The sequence below is a fragment of the Dinghuibacter sp. genome (assembly GCF_035492835.1).
Classification (GTDB): domain Bacteria; phylum Bacteroidota; class Bacteroidia; order Chitinophagales; family Chitinophagaceae; genus Dinghuibacter.
Genome location: NZ_DATJIY010000267.1, coordinates 24710 through 46049 on the forward strand (window position 1 = coordinate 24710; position 21340 = coordinate 46049).

19 protein-coding genes are annotated in these 21340 nt (G+C 57.6%); 18 read left to right on the forward strand and 1 reads right to left on the reverse strand.

Going from position 1 to position 21340, the window contains the following annotated elements; genetic code table 11:
- Positions 1-18 precede the first annotated feature (18 nt).
- From VL547_RS23440 to VL547_RS23455, 4 genes are all read left to right on the forward strand, one after another.
- A complete protein-coding gene (locus VL547_RS23440; RefSeq protein WP_325582609.1) occupies positions 19-1254 on the forward strand; it encodes a pitrilysin family protein in 1236 nt (411 codons plus the stop codon).
- Positions 1244-2524 carry a pitrilysin family protein gene (locus VL547_RS23445; protein WP_325582611.1) on the forward strand — a complete coding sequence of 427 codons (1281 nt, stop codon included), beginning with the start codon at positions 1244-1246 and terminating at the stop codon, positions 2522-2524. Before VL547_RS23440 ends, VL547_RS23445 begins: the two co-directional genes overlap by 11 nt.
- Positions 2525-2640: 116 nt before the next feature.
- Positions 2641-3000, forward strand: a complete 360-nt coding sequence (locus VL547_RS23450; RefSeq protein ID WP_325582613.1) for a phage holin family protein — start codon at positions 2641-2643, stop codon at positions 2998-3000.
- 43 nt (positions 3001-3043) lie between these two features.
- The gene (locus tag VL547_RS23455) at positions 3044-5071 is read left to right on the forward strand and encodes an alpha-ketoacid dehydrogenase subunit alpha/beta (RefSeq protein WP_325582615.1); all 2028 of its coding nucleotides are present in this window, start codon (positions 3044-3046) and stop codon (positions 5069-5071) included.
- A 23-nt stretch (positions 5072-5094) separates the two neighbouring features.
- Here VL547_RS23455 and VL547_RS23460 read toward each other — a convergent pair whose 3' ends face one another.
- Positions 5095-5670, reverse strand: coding sequence for a formyltransferase family protein (locus VL547_RS23460; RefSeq protein WP_325582617.1), 576 nt, complete (start codon positions 5668-5670; stop codon positions 5095-5097).
- A gap of 382 nt (positions 5671-6052) precedes the next feature.
- Between VL547_RS23460 and VL547_RS23465 the strand changes: the two genes are divergently transcribed.
- The 14 genes from VL547_RS23465 (at position 6053) to VL547_RS23530 (ending at position 21309) form a co-directional block, all read left to right on the forward strand.
- On the forward strand, positions 6053-7252 hold the full coding sequence (locus VL547_RS23465; RefSeq protein WP_325582619.1) for a c-type cytochrome: 1200 nt from the start codon (positions 6053-6055) through the stop codon (positions 7250-7252).
- Between the two features lie 18 nt (positions 7253-7270).
- A complete protein-coding gene (locus VL547_RS23470) occupies positions 7271-10366 on the forward strand; it encodes a TAT-variant-translocated molybdopterin oxidoreductase (protein ID WP_325582621.1) in 3096 nt (1031 codons plus the stop codon).
- Between the two features lie 41 nt (positions 10367-10407).
- Positions 10408-11859 carry an NrfD/PsrC family molybdoenzyme membrane anchor subunit gene (gene nrfD, locus VL547_RS23475; RefSeq protein WP_325582623.1) on the forward strand — a complete coding sequence of 484 codons (1452 nt, stop codon included), beginning with the start codon at positions 10408-10410 and terminating at the stop codon, positions 11857-11859.
- Between the two features lie 20 nt (positions 11860-11879).
- Complete coding sequence (locus tag VL547_RS23480) at positions 11880-12461, forward strand: DUF3341 domain-containing protein (protein ID WP_325582625.1); 582 nt, start codon at positions 11880-11882, stop codon at positions 12459-12461.
- Positions 12462-12481: 20 nt separating this feature from the next.
- Positions 12482-13132 carry a cytochrome c gene (locus VL547_RS23485; RefSeq protein WP_325582627.1) on the forward strand — a complete coding sequence of 217 codons (651 nt, stop codon included), beginning with the start codon at positions 12482-12484 and terminating at the stop codon, positions 13130-13132.
- Positions 13133-13166: 34 nt separating this feature from the next.
- Complete coding sequence (locus VL547_RS23490) at positions 13167-14384, forward strand: quinol:cytochrome C oxidoreductase (RefSeq protein WP_325582629.1); 1218 nt, start codon at positions 13167-13169, stop codon at positions 14382-14384.
- A gap of 18 nt (positions 14385-14402) precedes the next feature.
- Positions 14403-15467: a cytochrome c oxidase subunit II gene (locus tag VL547_RS23495; RefSeq protein WP_325582631.1), complete on the forward strand. Its 1065-nt coding sequence runs from the start codon at positions 14403-14405 to the stop codon at positions 15465-15467.
- 32 nt (positions 15468-15499) lie between these two features.
- The gene (locus VL547_RS23500; RefSeq protein WP_325582634.1) at positions 15500-17311 is read left to right on the forward strand and encodes a cytochrome c oxidase subunit I; all 1812 of its coding nucleotides are present in this window, start codon (positions 15500-15502) and stop codon (positions 17309-17311) included.
- Positions 17308-18243, forward strand: a complete 936-nt coding sequence (gene cyoE, locus VL547_RS23505) for a heme o synthase (RefSeq protein ID WP_325582636.1) — start codon at positions 17308-17310, stop codon at positions 18241-18243. The genes VL547_RS23500 and cyoE overlap by 4 nt, the downstream gene beginning before the upstream one ends.
- Positions 18243-18812, forward strand: coding sequence for a cytochrome c oxidase subunit 3 (locus tag VL547_RS23510; protein ID WP_325582639.1), 570 nt, complete (start codon positions 18243-18245; stop codon positions 18810-18812). Before cyoE ends, VL547_RS23510 begins: the two co-directional genes overlap by 1 nt.
- Before the next feature lie 25 nt (positions 18813-18837).
- Positions 18838-19512 carry a cytochrome c oxidase subunit 3 gene (locus VL547_RS23515; protein ID WP_325582641.1) on the forward strand — a complete coding sequence of 225 codons (675 nt, stop codon included), beginning with the start codon at positions 18838-18840 and terminating at the stop codon, positions 19510-19512.
- A gap of 19 nt (positions 19513-19531) precedes the next feature.
- Complete coding sequence (locus tag VL547_RS23520; RefSeq protein WP_325582645.1) at positions 19532-19954, forward strand: cytochrome C oxidase subunit IV family protein; 423 nt, start codon at positions 19532-19534, stop codon at positions 19952-19954.
- A gap of 97 nt (positions 19955-20051) precedes the next feature.
- Positions 20052-20756, forward strand: a complete 705-nt coding sequence (locus tag VL547_RS23525; RefSeq protein WP_325582647.1) for an SCO family protein — start codon at positions 20052-20054, stop codon at positions 20754-20756.
- Complete coding sequence (locus VL547_RS23530) at positions 20746-21309, forward strand: DUF420 domain-containing protein (RefSeq protein ID WP_325582649.1); 564 nt, start codon at positions 20746-20748, stop codon at positions 21307-21309. The genes VL547_RS23525 and VL547_RS23530 overlap by 11 nt, the downstream gene beginning before the upstream one ends.
- The last annotated feature ends 31 nt before the right edge of the window (positions 21310-21340 follow it).

Genomic DNA, 21340 nt, shown 5'->3' on the forward strand with positions numbered 1-21340 from the left:
TGGCTACCTTTGCGGACTATGATCCGATTTAACCGCCTGGTCTTGTCAAACGGGCTCCGCGTGCTGGTGCACGAAGACGCGTCCACCCCCATGGCCGTGGTCAACGTCCTTTATGACGTGGGCGCCCGGGATGAAAATCCGGGCAAAACGGGTTTTGCCCACCTTTTCGAACACCTGATGTTCGGGGGATCGGTAAACATCCCGGACTATGACGAGCCCCTGCAACGCGCGGGTGGCGAAAACAACGCCTATACCACCAACGACCTGACCAATTATTACCTCCAGCTCCCGGCGGAAAACCTGGAAACTGCTTTCTGGCTGGAAAGCGACCGTATGCTCAGCCTGGCTTTCAGCCCGGACAGCCTGGAGGTCCAACGTAAAGTCGTGTCCGAGGAGTTCAAGGAGCACTACCTGAACAAGCCTTACGGGGACGCCTGGATGAAGCTCCGCGAGATGTCCTACAAGGTGCACCCCTACCGGTGGATGACCATCGGGAAGGAGCTCAGTCATATCGAAAACGCGACCCTCCAGGACGTGCGCGGCTTCTTTTTCGAGCACTACCTGCCGGTGAACGCGGTCCTGGTCGTAGCAGGAAACGTCACCACGGCGGAGGTTCAGCGGCTGGGCGAAAAATGGTTCGGGCCGATTGCATCGGGGAAGCCGTATGTGCGCGATATTCCGCAGGAGCCATTGCAGACTTCCGCCCGGCGGTCTTCGGTGACGGCCGCCGTACCGTTGGATGCGTTTTATAAAACGTGGCATATGTCCGGCCGTTCGAGTTCCCGGTACCATGCGATGGACCTGTTGACCGAAGTCCTGGGCGGTGGCGCTTCATCCAGGCTCTACCAGGCGCTGGTCAAGGAGAAGAAATTATTCAGCAATATCGAATGCTATCACTTCGGGACCATCGACCCCGGGTTGGTGACTATCGAGGGTAAGGTCGTCAAAGGCGTTTCCCTGGAAGCGGCGGAGGCCGCCGTCGAAGAGGTGCTTTCTTCCGTCCGCGGGTCGCTCGTCGAAGGGCGGGAGCTCGAAAAGGTCAAGCACAAGACCGAAAGCATGATCGCCTTCGAGGACATGTCGATCACCAACCGGGCTGCCAGCCTGGCTTTTTACGAGTTGCTCGGGGATGCCTCGTTGATGAACCAGGAGCTCGATAAATACCGGAAAGTCCCCGCCGGGGCCCTCCTGGAAGAGGCGCGTGCGGTGTTTACCCCGGAGAACAGCAATACTCTTTACTACCATGCTCAATAGACAACAAGCGCCCGCGCTGAAAGACGCCGTCGATTATCCCCTGACCCTAAAGCCCTACCAATTCTTCCGGCTGCCCAATGGCATAGAGGTCTATGCGGTGGACGCCGGCCCGCAGGAGGTGATCCAGGTGGAAATGGTGTTCGACGCCGGGAACGCTTTCGAGGATAAGAACATGGTGGCTGCGTCCACCAACTTCCTCCTGAAGAATGGAACCCGCACCCGGACCGCTTTTGACATAAACGAACAGCTGGAATACTACGGGGCGTACCTGAACCGGAATTGCTATAACGAGACAAGCAGCCTGGTGCTGCACTCGATGACCAAACACCTCCCCGAACTGCTGCCCATCCTCCGGGACCTGCTGACCGAATCCACGTTTCCCCAGGAAGAAATCGATACCTATCGCCAGAACATGCTCCAGCGGCTGGCGGTTAACCTGAAAAAGCCGGAATTCATCGCCGGCCGGCTGATCGATGTATCCCTCTTTGGCGCGGACCATCCTTATGGTAAGTTCAGCAGCCGGGAGGCTTATGAGGCTTTGACGCGGGAACAGCTCGTTTCTTTTTACGAACGGCACTACCTCCGCGGGCGGTGCCGCATATTTGTGGCGGGACGCATTCCGTCCGACCTGGAAGGTTTGCTGGCCGGAGCATTTGGCGATTTGCTGGTGTCAGGCGCCGCGCTGCAGGCGCCTTCGTACGAGGTGCACGCCGCGACCGAGCGCGTTTCGCGGGTCATAAACGATCCGGCCGGTATGCAGGGCGCCATCCGGATCGCCAGCCCGTTCCCGGACAAGAAGCACCCCGACTTCCCCAAAGTACAGGTGCTGAACACCATCTTTGGCGGGTACTTCGGTTCCCGGCTGATGAGCAATATTAGGGAGGAGAAGGGGTATACCTATGGCATCCACAGCTTCCTGCAGGCCTATACGCGCCTGGGCGCCTGGATGATCTCCACCGAGGCCGGCAGGGACGTCGGCGAGGCCGCCGTCCGCGAAATCTATTTTGAAATGGAGCGCCTCCGTAACGAACCCGTTGACGCCGATGAGCTCAGCCTCGTCAGGAATTATATGATCGGGACGCTGCTGGGCGACCTGGACGGTCCCTTTCACATCATCGGCCGATGGAAGAACCTCATCCTGCACGGGCTGGGGGAGGAGTATTTCTATAATTCGGTGCGGCTAATCAAAACCATCACGGGGGAGGAGCTGCAGGAGCTGGCAAAGAAGTATCTGGTGCCGGAGCGGTTTTACGAGTTGATAGTCGTGTGACCATCTGCCCCGTGGGCCGCTTTGCGCCTTGCGCCGGGCGTGGCGTGATCGCGCCCACGGGCGCCGCGGCGCGCTGATCCTTTGGCGATTAGCATGTTTATTGCTACATTCACCGCATGGTGAAGTTCATTCTCAAGATATTCTTCACGGCGGCCGTGATTCTCGGGTTGGCGCGCCTGCTCCCGGGAGTCCATATCGATACCTACTGGACCGCCATCGTAGTGGCCCTGGTCCTGGCCGTGTTGAATGCTTTTATCCGTCCCATCCTTATTTTCCTCACCCTTCCCGCTACCCTGGTGACCTTCGGGTTGTTCCTGTTCGTAATCAATGCCGGAATCATCCTGCTCGATGCTTACTTCGTGCACGGGTTCAAGGTCAATAATTTCTGGTGGGCCCTGGTCTTCAGTATATTGCTTTCCGTTATCCTGTCTTTCTTCGACGGGCTGGAGAAACAGCAGGAGCATAAATCTGAGTAGCGCCGCCACGCCCGGCGGGCGGCCCCGATAAAATTTGACGCGTATGCATTTTGATCGAAAAGATTTGTCGGACGAGGCTCTCGTCGGGATTTACCGCGCGCTGGTGTTGCCCCGGATGATCGAGGAGAAGATGCTCATATTGCTGCGCCAGGGCAAGATCAGCAAGTGGTTTAGCGGGATCGGACAGGAGGCCATCGCCGTGGGCGCAACCCTGGCGCTGAATGCGGACGAGTGGATCATGCCGCTTCACCGGAACCTCGGGGTTTTCACAACCCGACAGATGCCCCTTTCGAAATTATTCCGCCAATGGGAAGGTCAGCCCGATGGGTATAGCCAGGGCCGGGAAAGGAGTTTTCACTTCGGCAGCCGAGCGCACCATATCTGCGGTATGATCTCCCACCTCGGTCCCCAGATGGCGGTGGCAGATGGCACGGCGCTGGCGCACGTCCTTTCTGGCGAAGGAAAGGTCTCCCTGGCTTTTTGCGGGGACGGGGGCACCAGCGAAGGCGACTTCCACGAGGCCCTGAATGTCGCGGCCGTGTGGGACCTGCCGGTCATCTTTGTCGTGGAGAACAACGGCTACGGCCTGAGCACCCCGGTACAGGAGCAGTACCGCTGCGCCCGGCTGGCGGACCGCGCCCTTGGCTATGGGATGGAGGGCGTCACCATCGATGGGAACAACATCCTAACGGTACTGGATACCCTCCGCGGCGTCCGCGACTATTGTATCCGGGAGAAAAAGCCCTACCTCGTGGAGTGTATGACCTTCCGGATGCGGGGTCACGAAGAGGCCAGCGGCACCAGGTACGTGCCGCCGGCCTTGTTCGAGGAGTGGGCGGCGAAGGACCCGGTGGGGTCTTTCGAGCAATACCTGGTTTCCTCCGGTGTGCTCGACGGAGCCGCGGTAGAACGCATCCGCGGGGAAATCCGCGGGTATATCGAGGATGAGTTGCGGGTGGCGGGTTCGGGGGAGGGGCGCGTGGCGTCCGCCGGGGAGGAGCTCGCGGATGTGTACGCCCCGGCAGCGCCAGACCTGGCCGCGGATGCGCCTGGCGCGCCGTCCTCACACGTTGCGCCGCCCACACAAGCCGCGCCGGGAGGCGCGAGCCGGCAGAAGCGCTTTATCGACGGTATCTCCGAAGGCCTCCGCCAGTCGATGGAGGTGCACCCGCGGCTGGTCCTGATGGGCCAGGACATCGCGGAATACGGAGGCGCCTTCAAGATTACCGAGGGCCTGGTCGGGGCTTTTGGGCGGGCGCGAGTCCGGAATACGCCGCTTTGCGAGAGCGCCATCCTGGGAGCTGCGCTGGGCCTTAGCCTCGAAGGCTTCAAGTCGATGGTGGAAATGCAGTTCGCCGACTTTGTCACGTGCGGCTTCAACCAAATCGTCAACAACCTCGCAAAGATCCACTACCGCTGGGGACAGCCCGCCGACGTGGTGGTACGGCTACCGACGGGCGGCGGTGTCGGGGCGGGTCCTTTTCATTCCCAAAGCACCGAGGCGTGGTTCACCCACGTGCCGGGCCTCAAGGTGGTCTTTCCCTCAACCCCGGCGGATGCAAAGGGGTTGCTGATCGCAGCCATCAATGATCCCAATCCGGTCCTTTTCTTCGAGCATAAGGCTCTTTACCGCAGCGTCAGCGGCGAGCTGCCGGAGGCTTATTTTTCCATACCCATCGGCCAGGCCCGACAGGTGGCGGCCGGCTCGGACCTCAGCATCATTACCTATGGCGCCGGCGTCCATTGGGCGCTCGATTACATACAAGCGCACCCGGGCGTCTCCATCGACCTGCTGGACCTCCGGACGCTCCTTCCACTGGACCATGACGCCATCCGCGCGTCCGTCTCCCGCACGGGAAAGGTCCTCGTCCTCCACGAAGCCACCCTCACCGGCGGGGTCGGCGCCGAGGTCGCCGCCTGGATCGCGGAGCACTGCTTTTCGCTGCTGGACGCGCCGGTCATGCGGTGCGGCTCCCTGGACACGCCGGTGCCGTTCCGGATCGGACTCGAACAACAGTTCCTGGCGAAGGCCCGACTGGAGGAGTGCGTGGCGCAGCTGATGTCGTACTAGTACACTCCATTATATATTAATGACTACGCCAACACCGTCCACTCGATGACTTCGGGGAAATAACGGTGCTCGAGGGCCTGGATCTTGACCGCCAGGGTCTCGGGTGTCTCGGAAGGAGACAAGTCGCAGGTCGCCTGGAAAACGTGCGCCCCATGGTCATACTGCTCGTCGACCAGGTGGATGGTGATACCGCTTTGCGGTTCCCGGGCGGCGACGACGGCTTCGTGGACAAAGTGACCGTACATGCCCTTACCGCCGTATTTCGGGAGCAGGGCGGGGTGGATATTGAGGATGTGCGCGGGATAGCCGGCGATCAGGGCGGAGGGTACCTTCCAGAGGAAGCCGGCCAGTATGATCCAGTCGATACCCCGGGCGCGGAGCTCGGGGAGGTAGGCGTCGCCGCGGAAGAAGCGTTCGCGGTCGATGAGGAGGGTCTCGATGCCGGCGGCGGCAGCGATAGCCAAAACGCCCGCGCCGGGTTTATTGCAAACGACGAGGTCGACGGTGATCCGGGGGTGTGAACGGAAGCGTTCGATGATTTTTTGGGCGTTGGTGCCCGAGCCGGAGGCAAAAAGCGCGAGGCGGATGGGGGAGGTCATGGGCGGCAAAGCTAGGGAAAATGCTGGCGGCTCAAAAAAGGCGACGTAGGAGACGGGCAATTGTCATTTTTATGTCATTTGACGGTCACGCCAGCGTCGGGAAACCGTCATAAAACGGTTGTTCATTCGTCACAGAAACGTCGGAAAATGCAATTTGTTGGATGCGATTATTTCATTATGTAAAGCCCCAAAAAACGCTGAAACCCGCGTCAATACTGAATAAATTTTTTTTAAAATATGTGAATAGTTTGTCAACATCGTCCCCTAATTTTGCACAGCGTATCGGAAATATTCCAAATTCTTTACGATTCAAGCGCTTATGTTCCAAGATCGTACTATCCTGAAAAAATCTCTCGCAGCTTTACTGATTGGTGGTCTCTTTTTGGTCGGCAAAGTCCACGCACAGGACGCCTCCAAGGGGAAGGCTTTGTTCCTTTCAAACTGCAGTTCCTGCCATGCCGTGAACAAGGTGGTAACGGGGCCCGCCCTGGCAGGTGTCGAGGATCGCTGGCCGGACAAGAAGATGTTGCACAACTGGATCCGGAACAACAAGCAGGTGCTGGCCGAAGGGTATCCGTACGCGGTAAACCTTTTCAAACAGTACAGCAATATATCGATGAACGTCTTTTCGAGTTTCTCGGATAAGGACATCGACGATATCCTTGCTTATATCAAATCCGAGGCCGGAAAATCGAACACGCCGGCCGGCGGCGCCGCGGCGACTTCGACAAATGAAGGCGGCGGCTCCAACAACTCCCTCCTCTTTGGCATCATGACGCTGGTCCTGGCGGTCGTCGCCCTGATCCTCCTCCAGGTCAACAGCAACCTCCGCAAACTGTCCGACGATAAAGAAGGCGTTCGCCGCGGCGAACCGGTTCCCTTCTACCGGAACAAGGCGTACATCGCGCTGGTGGTCGTCATCCTCTTTATGATCGGCGGCTACTACCTGGTGCAAGGCGCGATCGGCCTGGGTCGTCAGCAGGGCTATCAACCGGAGCAGCCGATCTTCTACTCACACAAGGTGCACGCCGGCGTCAACCAGATAAGCTGTTTATATTGCCATAGCTTCGCGACCACGGGCAAGCACGCCAACATACCCTCCGTAAACGTGTGCATGAACTGCCACATGAACATCAACGAATACAGCGGTACGGCAGGCAAGCTGTACCGGGAAGACGGTACGGAAGTAGACGGCACGTCTGAAATCCAAAAGCTGTACTCTTACGCCGGTTGGGATCCGAAAACGCGGCAGTACACCGGGAAGGGTCACCCGATCGAATGGATCCGCATCCATAACCTTCCGGATCACGTTTTCTTCAGCCACGCACAACACACCAACGCGGGTAAGGTGCAATGCCAGACCTGTCACGGCGAAATCCAGAAGATGGATGAAGTCCACCAGTTCGCCCCCCTCAGCATGGGCTGGTGCGTCAACTGTCACCGCACCACTGCAGTGCAGTTTAAGGACAACGGCTTCTACAGCATCTACGAGCGTTTCCACAAGGACATGAACGATAAGAAGATCGACAGCGTTACCGTCCAAATGATCGGCGGTACCGAATGTCAGAAATGTCACTATTAATCCTTTTGACTAATTCATATGCAAAAGAAAGAGCACTGGCAAAGTTTTGGACAGAAAGACGGTTCCGAGGCTTTTAATCAACTGGCAAAGGATGAATTTCAGGAAAGCCTTCCTGTCGTGTCGCCCGACGAGGGACTCTTCGACGCCAAGGCGCCCCGGAGGGACTTCCTGAAGTACCTGGGCTTCAGCACCGCAGCCGCGGCGCTGGCGGCCAGCTGTGAAATGCCCGTCCGCAAGTCCATCCCCTTCCTGAATAAGCCCGAGGACATCGTGCCCGGTGTGGCGAACTACTACGCCACGACCTTTGTACAGGACGGGGACATGATCCCGGTGCTGGCGAAGGTCCGCGACGGCCGCCCCATCAAGATTGAAGGGAACGAAAAGTCCACGATCACCAAGGGCGTCACCAACGCCCGCGTGCAGGCCTCCGTGCTCAGTCTGTACGACGTGAACCGTGTCCGGAACCCCAAAGAGGGTAAAGGGAACGAGCCCACGTTCGAAGCCATCGACAAAAAGATCGCCCAGGCGCTGGCCGGCAACGGTTCCAAACCGATCGTGCTCCTGACCAGCACGATTTCCTCGCCGACCATCAAGGCAGCGATCGACGACTTTACCAAGAAATTCCCCTCCACCCGCCAGGTTACGGTCGACGCCGTTTCCTACAGCGGGTTGCTCCAGGCCTCCGAGGCCGTATACGGCAAGCGCGCGATCCCGGGTTACCGGTTCGACAAGGCCAAGGTGATCGTTTCTATCGACGCCGACTTCCTGGGTACCTGGGTAAGCCCGGCGACCTTTGCGCGTCAATACGCCGAAGGCCGCCGTGTCACCGACGCCAACCTGGACATGAGCCGTCACTTCCAGTTCGAAGGGACCTTCTCCATGACCGGGGCCAACGCCGATGAGCGTTATACTTTCAAGCCGTCTCAAACCGGGGCTGTCGTCCTGGCTCTCTACCAGGCGCTCGGCGGGTCCGTATCCGCACCCGCGCTGACCGAGCAAAGGTTGAAAGATGGCATCGTCCAGGCCGCCAAGGAGCTCAAGGCCGCCGGTGGCAACGCCCTGGTGGTTGCGGGCAGCAACGACAAAAATGTGCAGATCGTCGTACACGCCATCAACGAATTGATCGGCGCGGGCGGCAAGACCATAGACTGGACCGGCACCCTGAACTATCGCCAGGGTATCGACGCGGACATGGTGAAGCTGGTCGACGACATGAACGCCGGCAGCATCGGCGCCCTCTTCATCTTCGGGCCCAACCCCGTCTATAATTATTACCAGGCGGACAAGTTCAAATCGGGTCTGGCGAAGGTGCCCCTTACGGTGGCCTTCGCCCAGGTGGAAGACGAGACCGCCACGCTGTGCCAGTACATCCTCCCGGTACACCACTACCTGGAAAGCTGGGGTGACGCCGAACTGAAACCCGGTTATGTTTCGTTCCTGCAGCCGACGATCGCCCCCCTGTTCAAGACCCGCGCCTTTGCTACCTCCCTGCTGAAGTGGAGTGGCAACGACAAGGACTACGAAAATTATTTCAAGGAATATTGGGTAGCCAAGCTGGGCGGCATCGACGCCTTCGACCTGGCGCTCCAGGCAGGTATTTCGGAGCCCGCGCAGGAGCCCGCTATCGGCACGGCCGCCTTTAACAGCGGCCCGGTAAGCGCGGCCACGTCAGCGCTGGCGCAAGCCAAAGCCGGCGGACAGGTCGAAGTGGTGCTCTATCAAAAGGTCTCCATCGGAGACGGCGCCCTGGCCAACAACCCCTGGCTCCAGGAAATGCCCGACCCGGTGACCCGCATCACCTGGGACAATTACGCCATCCTTTCCCCGGCCCTCGCCGCCAAGATGAACATCCACGCCGGCGACCACTACGAGGTGGAAATCGGCAAACCCACCGTCAGCGTAAAGGTGGGAGACAAGACCTATAAGCTCGCCGCCATCATCATACCCGGGGTTCACCCGGACGTAATAGGCGTCGCGCTGGGTTACGGCCGCGATCCCAAGATCGGCCTGGCTGGTGGCGGGATCGGTCAGAACGCATACCCGCTGGTCGGGTATGACGGGACGGGCTTCACTTACGCGGCGACCGACGCTTCGGTTACCGCCGCCGGCGACACCTATAAAATCGCACAGACCCAGCTCCATAATGTATACGAAGGCCGTACGTCCGTCATCAAGGAGGCTACGGTCGGGACATTCAGGGAATCCCCCGATATCTTCCGCCAGATGGACAAGGAATTGGAGGAGGAATACGGTGACAACTTCCGGGAGAACGGGACGCTGTACAAAGACGAAGACGTCTACGACCGGTTCGGTATCGCCTGGGGAATGAGTGTCGACCTGAGCGCGTGTATCGGTTGCGGGGCCTGCGTGGTGGCGTGTAACGTTGAAAACAACGTGCCCGTCGTCGGCAAGATCCAGGTGGCCAAGGCCCACGAGATGCACTGGATCCGTATCGATCGCTACTTCAGCGGCGACATGGAAAATCCGGACGTGGTCTTCCAGCCGATGATGTGTCAGCACTGCGACAACGCGCCCTGCGAAAACGTCTGCCCGGTGAACGCGACCAACCACTCCACCGAGGGGTTGAACCAGATGGCGTATAACCGCTGTATCGGTACGCGTTATTGCGCCAACAACTGTCCCTTCAAGGTCCGTCGCTTCAACTGGTACGACTGGCTGGGCGCCGACAGCTTCCCCGACAACCAGAAACCGTTGGTTGAAGAAGGCTGGATCGACCCCATCCTCAACGACATGAACGACCCGCTGAGCCGGATGGTCCTCAACCCCGACGTGACCGTCCGCGGTCGCGGCGTGATGGAGAAGTGCTCCTTCTGCGTACAGCGTCTCCAGGAAGGCAAGCTCAACGCCAAGAAGGACAGCCGCCCGCTCCGCGACGGCGAAGTACGGACCGCCTGCGCCCAGGCCTGCCCCACCCACGCCATCGTCTTTGGGAACGCGAACGACTCCTCCAGCGAAATTTTCAACCTCCGCAAACGGGAAAACAAGAACCGCGTATACTACGCCCTGGAAGAACTGCACGTGTTGCCGAACGTCAACTACCTGGCCAAGGTGCGGAACACCGAACGCAAGGTGGGAATGGAGAAAGAAGCATAAGAGATCAACAAAAGAGAGCAATAATCAAATAATAGAGCCCAATGTCTTTGTTAAAGTACGAATCAACGCTCAGAGAACCGTTAGTGGATGGTGATAAGGACTATCACCAGGTGTCGGAGGATATCTGCCGGCCTATCGAGGTGAAGCCCCTGAAGTCCTGGTATGTCGGTTTCGGCATATCGGTGCTCCTGCTGCTCTTCGGGGTCTACTCGATCTACCGGGACGTTACCTACGGTATCGGCCAGTGGAACCTGAACCGGACGATCGGTTGGGGCTGGGACATCACCAACTTCGTCTGGTGGGTCGGTATCGGTCACGCCGGTACGCTGATCTCCGCGATCCTGCTGCTGTTCCGCCAGGGCTGGCGGACGGGCGTGAACCGCGCGGCGGAAGCCATGACCATCTTCGCGGTCATGTGCGCCGGCCAGTTCCCGATCTGGCACATGGGTCGCGTTTGGATCGCCTTCTTCGTAATGCCCTATCCGAATACCCGCGGGCCTGTATGGGTGAACTTCAACTCCCCGCTGCTCTGGGACGTGTTCGCCATCTCCACGTACTTTACCGTATCGCTGTTGTTCTGGTACTCGGGTCTGCTCCCCGACCTGGCGACTCTCCGCGACCGGGCCAAGACTAAATTCCGGAAATTCTTCTACGGCCTGACCTCCTTCGGCTGGTCGGGTTCCACCAAGCACTGGCAGCGTTTTGAAGCCCTGGCCCTGGTTCTGGCCGGTCTCTCCGCCCCCCTGGTGCTTTCGGTGCACACCATAGTATCCATGGACTTCGCCACCTCCGTCATCCCGGGCTGGCACACGCAGATCTTCCCGCCCTACTTCGTCGCGGGGGCCATCTTCTCCGGTTTTGCGATGGTCCAGACGCTGCTGATCATCACGCGTAAGGTCCTCCGCCTGGAAGACTACATCACCATCGGGCACATCGAGGCCATGAACAAGGTCATCGTGATGACCGGTTCGATCGTGGGTTGTGCCTACCTGACCGAGCTCTTCATAGCCTGGTACTCGGGTAACCCCTACGAATACGACGCCTTCTACAAGTACCGCATCGCCGGTCCCTATGTTTGGGCCTACTGGACGATGATGACCTGTAACGTGGTGTCTCCCCAGCTGTTCTGGTCGGCGAAGCTACGCCGGAACATCCAGTTCACCTTTATCATGAGTGTCGTGGTGAACATCGGGATGTGGTTCGAGCGCTTTGTGATTATCGTGACCTCCCTGTACCGCGACTATCTGCCGTCCTCCTGGTCGACCTTCTACCGGCCGACCATCTGGGAAGTCGGGTTCTTCATGGGGACCATAGGGCTGTTCTTCACCTGTTATTTCCTGTTTGCCAAATACTTCCCGGTTATCGCCGTGGCGGAAATCAAGGCCGTCCTGAAGACCTCCGGGGAGAATTTCAAGCGGGGTATGGAAGGCATCGAAAAGGAGAGCGTCGATGAATTTGTTCACAAACATGCGCCAAGCGAGCACGGGCATTAATTATAAAAACGAAACGCATTATGGCAATCAAAAAGTTCGTTGTAGGCAATTTCACCGATGAAGAGGTGCTGTTCCCCGCCGTCAAGCGGGTGCGCTCCGCCGGTTACAAGATACACGACGTATATACGCCCTTTCCCGTGCACGGTCTGGATCATGCCCTGGGTTTGAAACAAACGCAGCTGCACACGGCCGGTTTTATCTACGGCATCACCGGGACCACGACCGCGCTGTGCGGGATCAGCTGGATCTTCGACGTAGACTGGCTGATGAACATCGGTGGTAAGCCCCACATCCCGTTGCCCGCCATGATACCCATCACCTTCGAGCTTACAGTATTGTTCGCCGCGGTGGGTATGGTGTACACCTTTTGCTGGTTGTGCGCGCTGGCCCCCGGCGTCAAGAAGCACGTCTTCAATCCCCGCTCCACCGACGATACGTTTACGATGGTGATCGAGTGCACCGAGCACACCAACACCGAGGAGGTCAAGGCTTTCCTGAGCACGGTCGGCGCCGCGGACATCAACGTCCAGCACGCCGAAGCCGGCTGGTGGTGGGGTACCTATGACAAGGAGCAGGTATTATACAAGGAGGAGCTGGTCTAACAAATTATATAACGATGAAAATGACTAAGATAATTTCCAGCGTTTTGACGGGCACTTTGGTGGTGGGTCTGGTCGGTTGTGGTGGCGTGCAACGGAATCCCGGCCGCATCTACATGCCGGACATGACCTATAGCCGGGCGTATGAAACCTACGCTTCGACGCAGGACCTGACGGACGAGGGCGTTCACTTCGACCATATGCCGGTCGCGGGCACCATCGCCCGCGGTGAAGAGCTGCCCTTCCCTTATGCCAAGGACGCCAGCGGCGACACGACGAACTACATCGCCTCCAGGCAGGTAAAAGACCCCTTGTCGCCGCTCGACTCCGCGGACCTGGCGGAGGCCGGTCGCCTGTTCAACATCAACTGCGCCATTTGTCACGGGGCCAAGCTGGATGGCAACGGCCCCCTGTGGAAAGACGGTAGCGGGCCCTTTTCCGCCCACCCCGCCCAGCTCGTCGGCGGCGCCCAGTACATGAGCATGCCGGAAGGCCAGATGTTCTATTCCGTCACCTACGGCAAGAACATGATGGGAAGCTATGCGTCCCAGCTGACCCGCAAACAGCGCTGGATGGTCATCCAATATATCAAGGCACAACAAACGGCCTCCCTGCCGTCCAACAAGCCCACACCGGCGACGACGGACAGCACGGGGACGAAATCGAGAATCTAAAGCCATCAACGATCACGTATAAAGTATTTTGACGATGAAGGAACAATTCACCATACCGGCACGATTGAAAACCTGGTCCCTGGCGCTGATTGCGATTGGCGTGCTGACCCTCCTGCTGGGGATTATCTTCCTGCACCCGTTCTATAGCGGGCCGGAGCAACACTTCGAGACGACGCGTTTCTGGGCCAGCCTGATCCAGGACAGCACCTTCTTTTTCCTGATCTCGGTGGCGGCGTTCTTTTTTATCGTGGCGCACACCCTGGCCATGGGCGGATGGCAAACCCTGGTCCGCCGTATTCCTGAAGCCATTTCGGGGTACATGTACGTGGGCGGGATCATCCTGGCGATTGTTTTCTTCCTCTACATTTTTGTCGCAAAGGACCACTACATATACACCTGGAAAACCCCCGGCACGGACAAGGAATTGCTCCGTAAGCACGGTTTCCAGGGGCAGGCCTTCTTCGTCGTCTCCTCCATCCTCTTTATGGGGGTGTGGATGTGGACCAGGACTGCATTTCGTAAAACATCGATTGCCGAAGACAACGGCGCCTTCGGGGACCGTTCCTACTTCAGGAAGATGGTGACCATCTGCGCGGTCTTCGTGGTCTTTTACGCTGTGGGTATCTCCTCCGCTCCCTCCTGGTTGTGGCTGATGAGTATCGACGCCAAATGGTCGAGCACCATGTACGGGTGGTACACATTTGCAAGCACATGGGTATCAGCACTTTCCTTTATCGCCTTGTTCTTCATCTATCTGAAGAACCAGGGTAAGCTGGAGCTCGCGAACGAGGAGCACCTGCACGACCTCGGCAAGTATATGTTTGCGTTCTCGATCTTCTGGACATATCTGTGGTTCGCGCAATATATGCTGACCTGGTACGCCAACATCCCCGACGAGACGACTTATTTCGGTATCCGCCTCTGGGGCTCGTTCCGGCCGATCTTTTTGCTGAATTTGATCATTAACTTTGTGTGTCCGATCCTGATCCTGATGACCCGCGACTCGAAGCGCAACTATGCGGTGATGACGTTCATGGGCGTCCTGATCATCTTCGGTCACTGGCTGGACTTCTACCAGATGGTGATGCCCGGTCCGATGAAGGACCACGCGTCGATGAGCTGGTATGAGTTCGGCATCCTGGCCGGCTTCGTAGGAACGGTCATCTACGTGACCGCCAAACAGCTGGAAAAGGCCTCCCTGGTGCCGATGAACTCGCCTTTCCTCAAAGAAAGCATTATACACCATACCTAAAGATAATTTCGATAGATCATGTCATTTCTTCTGATAGCAACGATTATACTGGTCTTCGTGGTGGTCTTCCAGATCGCCAAGGCTAGCGAGTATGTGAGTGTACTGAAAGGCGAAGAAAAGTCCCGCGCGCAAAACAACCGGATCAACGCCTTCCTGATGCTGGCCTTCCTGGTGGTCGGCCTGATCGGGGTGTGGTGGTGTAATGACCTCCTCTACAAAAAGACTCTCCTGCCCATGACCTCCGCTTCCAAGGAAGGGATGGATATCGACAAGATGCTATGGATCACCTTGGCTATCACCGGTGTGGTTTTTGTCATCCTGCAGATCCTGTTGTTTACGTTTGTGTTTCGTTTCCAGGAGAAGCCAAACCGTAAGGCCTTTTATTTCCCCCACAATAACAAGCTGGAAGTGCTATGGACAGTCGTTCCCGCGATTTTCCTGCTGGTGCTGGTCGTGTTTGGTCTGAAATACTGGTTCCATATGACCGGGGAAGCGCCCAAGGACGCCATCGAGGTGGAGATCACCGGCAAACAATTCAACTGGATCTATCGCTATCCCGGTCATGACGGCAAATTCGGCAAGACTTATTTCAAGAACATCGACGAGAACAAGAGCAACCCTCTGGGCCAGCTGTGGGACGACCCCGCGAACCAGGACGACCTCGTGGAGACGTCGGAGCTGCATATCCCCGTGAACCACCCCGTGAAGCTGATCATCCACTCCCGCGACGTGATCCACGACGTGGGTCTGAGCCAGTTCCGCATGAAGATGGATGCGGTTCCGGGAATCCCCACGACGATGTGGTTCACTCCCCAGTTCACGACGGAAGAGATGAAGAAAAAGACGGGGAACCCCGACTTCGTATACGAAATCTCCTGCGACCAGATGTGCGGCCCCGGCCACTTCGGGATGCGCGGTATCATCGTGGTCGACAGCGAGGATGACTATAAGAAGTGGCTGGACGCCCAAAAGCCCAACTATTATGCGGCTTTCCCCGAGAAGGCCCCCGGCGCGACACCCACGCCTCCCCCGTCCACCCAGGACTCGTCCTCGGTGCATCGAGTAACAGCAAGCATTAAGTAAGCATAAGAAGAATATATAAATAAGCGGATATCATGAGTAACGAAGCCATCCTTCAGAGCGGACAAGCGGTGAGCACCCACCACCACGAAGTCCATGAGTTCCATGAACACCATGACACGTTCATCACGAAATATGTTTTCAGCCAGGACCACAAGATGATCGGGAAACAGTTCCTGATCACGGGTATGTTCTGGGCCGTGGTGGGTGGTTTGTTCTCGGTGATCTTCCGTCTTCAGCTCGGCTATCCCGATCAGAGCTTCCCCTTCCTGGAAACCCTGCTGGGCCACTGGGCAAAAGGCGGCCACCTGAACCCCGAGTTCTACTACGCGCTGGTGACCATGCACGGGACCGTGCTGGTGTTCTTCGTGTTGACCGCCGGTCTGAGCGGCACCTTCGCCAACTTCCTGATCCCCCTGCAGGTGGGCGCCCGGGATATGGCCTCCCCCTTCATGAACATGCTCTCCTACTGGTTCTTCTTCATGGCATCGGTGGTCATGTTCTCCTCCCTGTTCGTCCAAACAGGCCCAGCCAGCGGTGGCTGGACCGCTTATCCTCCCCTGAGCGCGCTGGGTGGCGCCTCCGACGGGTCGAAAGCAGGCATGGACCTCTGGTTGATCGCGATGGCGCTGTTTGTCGTATCGCAGCTGCTGGCCGGTCTGAACTATATTTCCACGATCCTCAACATGCGCACCAAGGGCATGAGCATGACCAAGCTGCCCTTGACCGTATGGGCGCTGTTCTTTACCGCCGTGCTCGGGGTGTTGTCCTTCCCCGTGTTGTTCTCCGGCTTTATCCTGTTGTTGTTCGACCGCCACGCCGGTACGAGCTTCTACCTGTCCGATATTTACCTGGCCAACGGGACCGTGCTCCCCAATGAAGGTGGCAGCGCCATCCTCTACCAGCACTTGTTCTGGTTCCTGGGTCACCCGGAAGTGTATATCATCCTGCTCCCTGCCATGGGTATGGCGTCAGAGATAATCGCCGTCAACTCGCGGAAACCCATCTTCGGGTACATGGCGATGGTGGGTTCGCTGTTCGCGATCACCATCCTGGCGTTCCTGGTGTGGGCGCACCATATGTTCGTGACCGGTCTGAACCCCTTCCTGGGCTCGTTCTTCGTGTTGCTCACGTTGCTGATCGCCATCCCGTCGGCCATTAAGGTCTTCAATTGGCTGACGACGCTCTGGCGGGGCAATATCCGCCTCACCCCGGGGATGATGTTCGCGATCGGTTTTGTAAGCCTCTTTATCTCGGGTGGCCTGACGGGTATCTGGCTGGGTAACTCCGCCCTTGACATCCACCTCCACGATACGTACTTCGTGATCGCCCACTTCCACATAGTGATGGGTGTGGCCTCCTTCTTCGGGATGTTCGCCGGTATCTACCACTGGTATCCCAAGATGTTCGGACGCTACCTGAACAACACGCTCGGGTATATCCACTTCTGGGCGACCATCATCGGCGCTTACTGTATCTTCTGGCCGATGCACTACGAGGGTCTCGCAGGCATGCCCCGCCGGTACATGAACTACGAGAACTGGGTATCCTTCCGCAACTTCAGCGGTCTCAACGAGTTCATCAGCGTGGTGGCCCTGATCACCTTCGCGGTACAGATACTCTTCCTTTTCAACTTCTTCTACAGCATATTCAAAGGCCGCAAGGTACGGGAGGCGAACCCCTGGAAAGCCACAACGCTGGAATGGACCACACCCATCCGGCCGGGGCACGGCAACTGGCCCGGTGAAATACCCGAGGTACACCGTTGGGCTTATGACTATGGTAAGGACGGCCGGGATTTCATACCCCAGACCGAACCGGTGGGAGCAAACGAAAGCACGCATTGACACAAACGTTAGCAGGTAGTGGAGTGAGGGGCATCGTGGATGCGGTGAGGCAGAAGGTGAAGGATTACCTGCTGCTTGTCAAGCTGTCCCTGAGCATCATGGTGGTGTTCAGCAGCGTGGTAAGCTACGAGCTGGCGCCAAACATCGTTTCCCTGGACTGGAAAATGGTGCTGCTCCTCTCACTCGGGGGACTCCTGGTGACCGGCAGCGCCAATGCCATCAACCAGGTGGTGGAGAAAGACACCGACGCCATGATGAAGCGTACGGCCGGCCGGCCGGTGGCGGCGGGTAGGATGAGCGAATCGGAAGCCTGGGTATTTGCCTTCCTGGCGGGTGTCCTGGGTATCGGAATATTGAAGTTCTTTTTTAGCTGGCAGGCGGCGGCGCTGGGTGCATTCAGTTTGTTCCTGTATGCATTCATCTATACGCCGCTGAAAAAGGTCAACTCCACGGCGGTCCTGGTCGGGGCTGTACCCGGGGCGCTCCCTTGTCTGATTGGCTGGGCGGCGGCTTACGACAACGGTCCCCTGTTCAACTGGACGGGCGGGCTGGTGCTCTTCGGCATACAGTTCCTCTGGCAGTTCCCGCACTTCTGGGCGATCGCCTGGGTGGCGCACGGGGATTATTCGAGGGCCGGATTCAGGCTGCTGCCTTCGGAGAAGGGTCCGACGCGGTTTACGGCCGTACAGGCGGTGACCTATGCGCTGGCGCAGTTCCCGGTGGGAATTCTGCCCTACATGTTGCACATGAGCGGGGTGGTGAGCCTGGCGGTCGTGGCGCTGGCCAACGTTTTCCTGTTGGTGCAGTGTATCAGGCTGCTCACGGAGATGTCGGTCAAGGCGGCCAGGAGGGTGATGTTCAGCAGTTATATCTACCTGCCGGTGGTGTTTCTGGCGTTATTGTTCGATAAAGTGCATATTGTTATAAACTGATGAGTACTATTGGAATGGCGACGGAGAGAAAGAGGTTGCACCCACACAAGTTCACCTTGTGGCTCGCGATAGGCAGCATCGTAATGATGTTTGCCGGTCTGACGAGCGCGGTGATCGTGAAGCGCAACCAGGCGGACTGGCAGGGATTTACCCTGCCCACGATCTTTTGGTATTCTACGGGGGTATTGCTGATCACGAGCCTGACGATCCAGATGGCCCTGAGGGCCTTCAAGGAACGCCGGATGCAGCGCTACCGGTCGCTGCTGACGATCACGGCTGTCGGGGGCCTGCTTTTTGTGGTCCTCCAGTTCAGGGGTTTCGAAAGCCTCTGGGGGCAGGGGTTGCGGTTCACCAATGACGTAGCGGTTTCCTTCCTCTACATCATTTTCGGGCTGCACGCCGTACACGTGCTGGGCGGTATCATCGCGCTCACCATCCAGTTCGGCCGGGCCTTCAGCGCGCGGAGCCGGAACTACAGCGCGGTGCCCATTGAGATCGTAAGCACCTACTGGCATTTCGTGGATTTGTTGTGGCTGTATATTTTGGTATTTTTTATATTGATTCAATAATTCATAGACTTTTAAACCCGATTTCATGGCAACTGCTGCAGTAGCGAATGAGCAAACATGGTGGAGTGGAGGTAAAAGCCCCTACAATGTAAGCTATGGTAAGCTGATGATGTGGTTCTTCCTGATGAGTGATGCCTTTACGTTTGGCGCTTTCCTGATCTCCCTGTGGACTACCCGTTTTTCGCTCTCATCGTGGCCCGATCCGAACAAGGTGTTCAGCTCCGCTCCGTTTATCGAGAGCGGCGCGCCTCTTGTCTTCGTGAGCCTGATGACCTTTATCCTGATCATGAGCTCGGTTACGATGGTCCTGGCCGTGAACGCGGGTCACCATATGGACAAGAACGGCGCCGCCAAATGGCTGTTCCTGACGATCATCGGCGGGCTTTGCTTTTTGGGTTGCCAGGCATGGGAATGGAACCACCTTTTCCACGAGGGCGCCTGGTGGGGCCGGAACCCCTTCCCCAACAGGGACGGTACGGTCGCGAGCACGGCGTTCACCAATTATTTCTTTACGGTAACGGGCTTCCACGGTTTCCACGTGTTCAGCGGGGTGGTGATCAACTGCGTCATCCTGACCAACATCCTGAAAGGGACCTACGATCGTCGCGGGCACTATGAGATGGTGGAAAAGGTCGGTCTCTACTGGCACTTCGTGGACCTGGTATGGGTATTCGTATTCACCTGCTACTACTTGCTCTAACAGAATAAAAAGTCATTGTATGTCTGAAGTCAATACACACGCTCACGATGTCCCCCACGAGCACGAGGAAGGGATGACGACCAAAAAGATATGGAGGGTTTTCTGGTGGATGCTCCTCATTACCGTCTTCGAGGTGTTTTGGGGTATGCGGGTCAGCCACCACTTCGCGGCGGGTTACCAGTGGGTCAACGCCCTGGTCTTTTTGTCCATGACCCTGGTTAAGGCGGCGTTGATCGTCGGCGAATTCATGCACCTCAACTACGAAGTCAAAAACCTGATCCGGACCATCCTGGTGCCGCTGACGCTCTTTATCTGGTTCATCGTTGCCTTCCTGGCGGACGGGGACTCCTGGCTGAACCTGAGGAACCGGTATGCGCCCCATGACAGGGAAAAGGCCCCGACCGAGGTGGCTAAACCCGCGGAGGCGGAGCCGTTGAAATAGGCGGGCCTGGCCGGAGGCGCCGGCACACCTTAAAAGATATTCTGGAAGCGGGCTTCGGCCCGCTTTTGCGTTGTATCTTTGCCGAAATTTCGCTCGGATGAACCCTCGGTCGATGTTGATCATGTGCCTGGTGATTTTTGTTCCCCTGGCCTGCTATTTTGTGTTGAAACACTACAGCGACAGCGCAGTGGCGATGCCCAGACATTATATCGCGGATACGGTGGTGGAGGTGACGGATCATGGGAAAACCCATTTTGATACGGTATGGCACGTGATCCCCGACTTTACGCTCACCAACCAATTGGGGAAGGAGGTTTCGCTGCGCGATGTCCCGCGCAAAATCGTGGTGGCCGACTTCTTTTTTACGCACTGCCCCTCCTTTTGTCCTACGCTTACCCGCAACATGCGGCGTCTGCAGGAGCTCTTCCGGAGCAACGATACCCTCGTCCAGTTCGTTTCATTTTCGGTGGACCCGGTAAGGGATTCGGTTCCCGTGCTGAAGGAGTACGCGGACCGCTTCGGGGTCCAGCACAACAACTGGTGGATGCTGACGGGTAACCGGGATTCGATCTATACCCTGGCGGAGCGGGATTTCAAGGTGGCGGCGGTGGACAGCGGCCACCAGAATTTCGTCCACACAGACCGGTTGATCCTGCTCGACAAGGACCGGTTCGTGCGCGGCTACTACAACGGCGAAGATACCATGGACGTGGCGCGACTGGCAAAGGACATCGTCCTGCTGGGCCTGGAGCGGCACAAGGGTGAAAAGTCGAACATATTAAAGCCCCAAAATGAAGAATAAGAATCTGACCCTCCCGATCATCATCGTCTCGGTGGCGGTCCCCCTGGCCGTGGCGTTCCTGATCCTGGTGCCCTCGGTAAAGGTGAATTTCGGTTTTAATACGTCGGTCCTCCCCCTTTTTCATGCGACCCTGAACGCTACCGTGGCCATCCTGCTGCTCGCCAGCCTTTGGTTTATCCGTCACGGGCAGAGACAGGCGCACAAGGTCGCTAACCTGGTAGCCGTGGCGTTGAGCGCGATCTTCCTGGTCTCCTATGTGATCTATCACGCCTCCAACCCATCGACGCTGTACGGCGACCTCAACAAGGACGGACACCTGGACGCCGCGGAAAAGGCCGCAGCGGGGTCGTTGCGCTATGTGTACTATTTCGTATTGACATCCCATATAGTGTTATCGGGTATTATCATCCCCTTCGTCCTGTTCACCCTGCAACGGGCTTTCCAGGAGCGCTTCGACAAACACCGGAAGCTCGCCAGGATCACCTGGCCGCTCTGGTTTTATGTGGCCGTTACCGGGGTGATCGTTTACCTTATGGTCAGCAAATATTACTAGGATCGCCGAAGGCGATCCGCCAGAAATTATT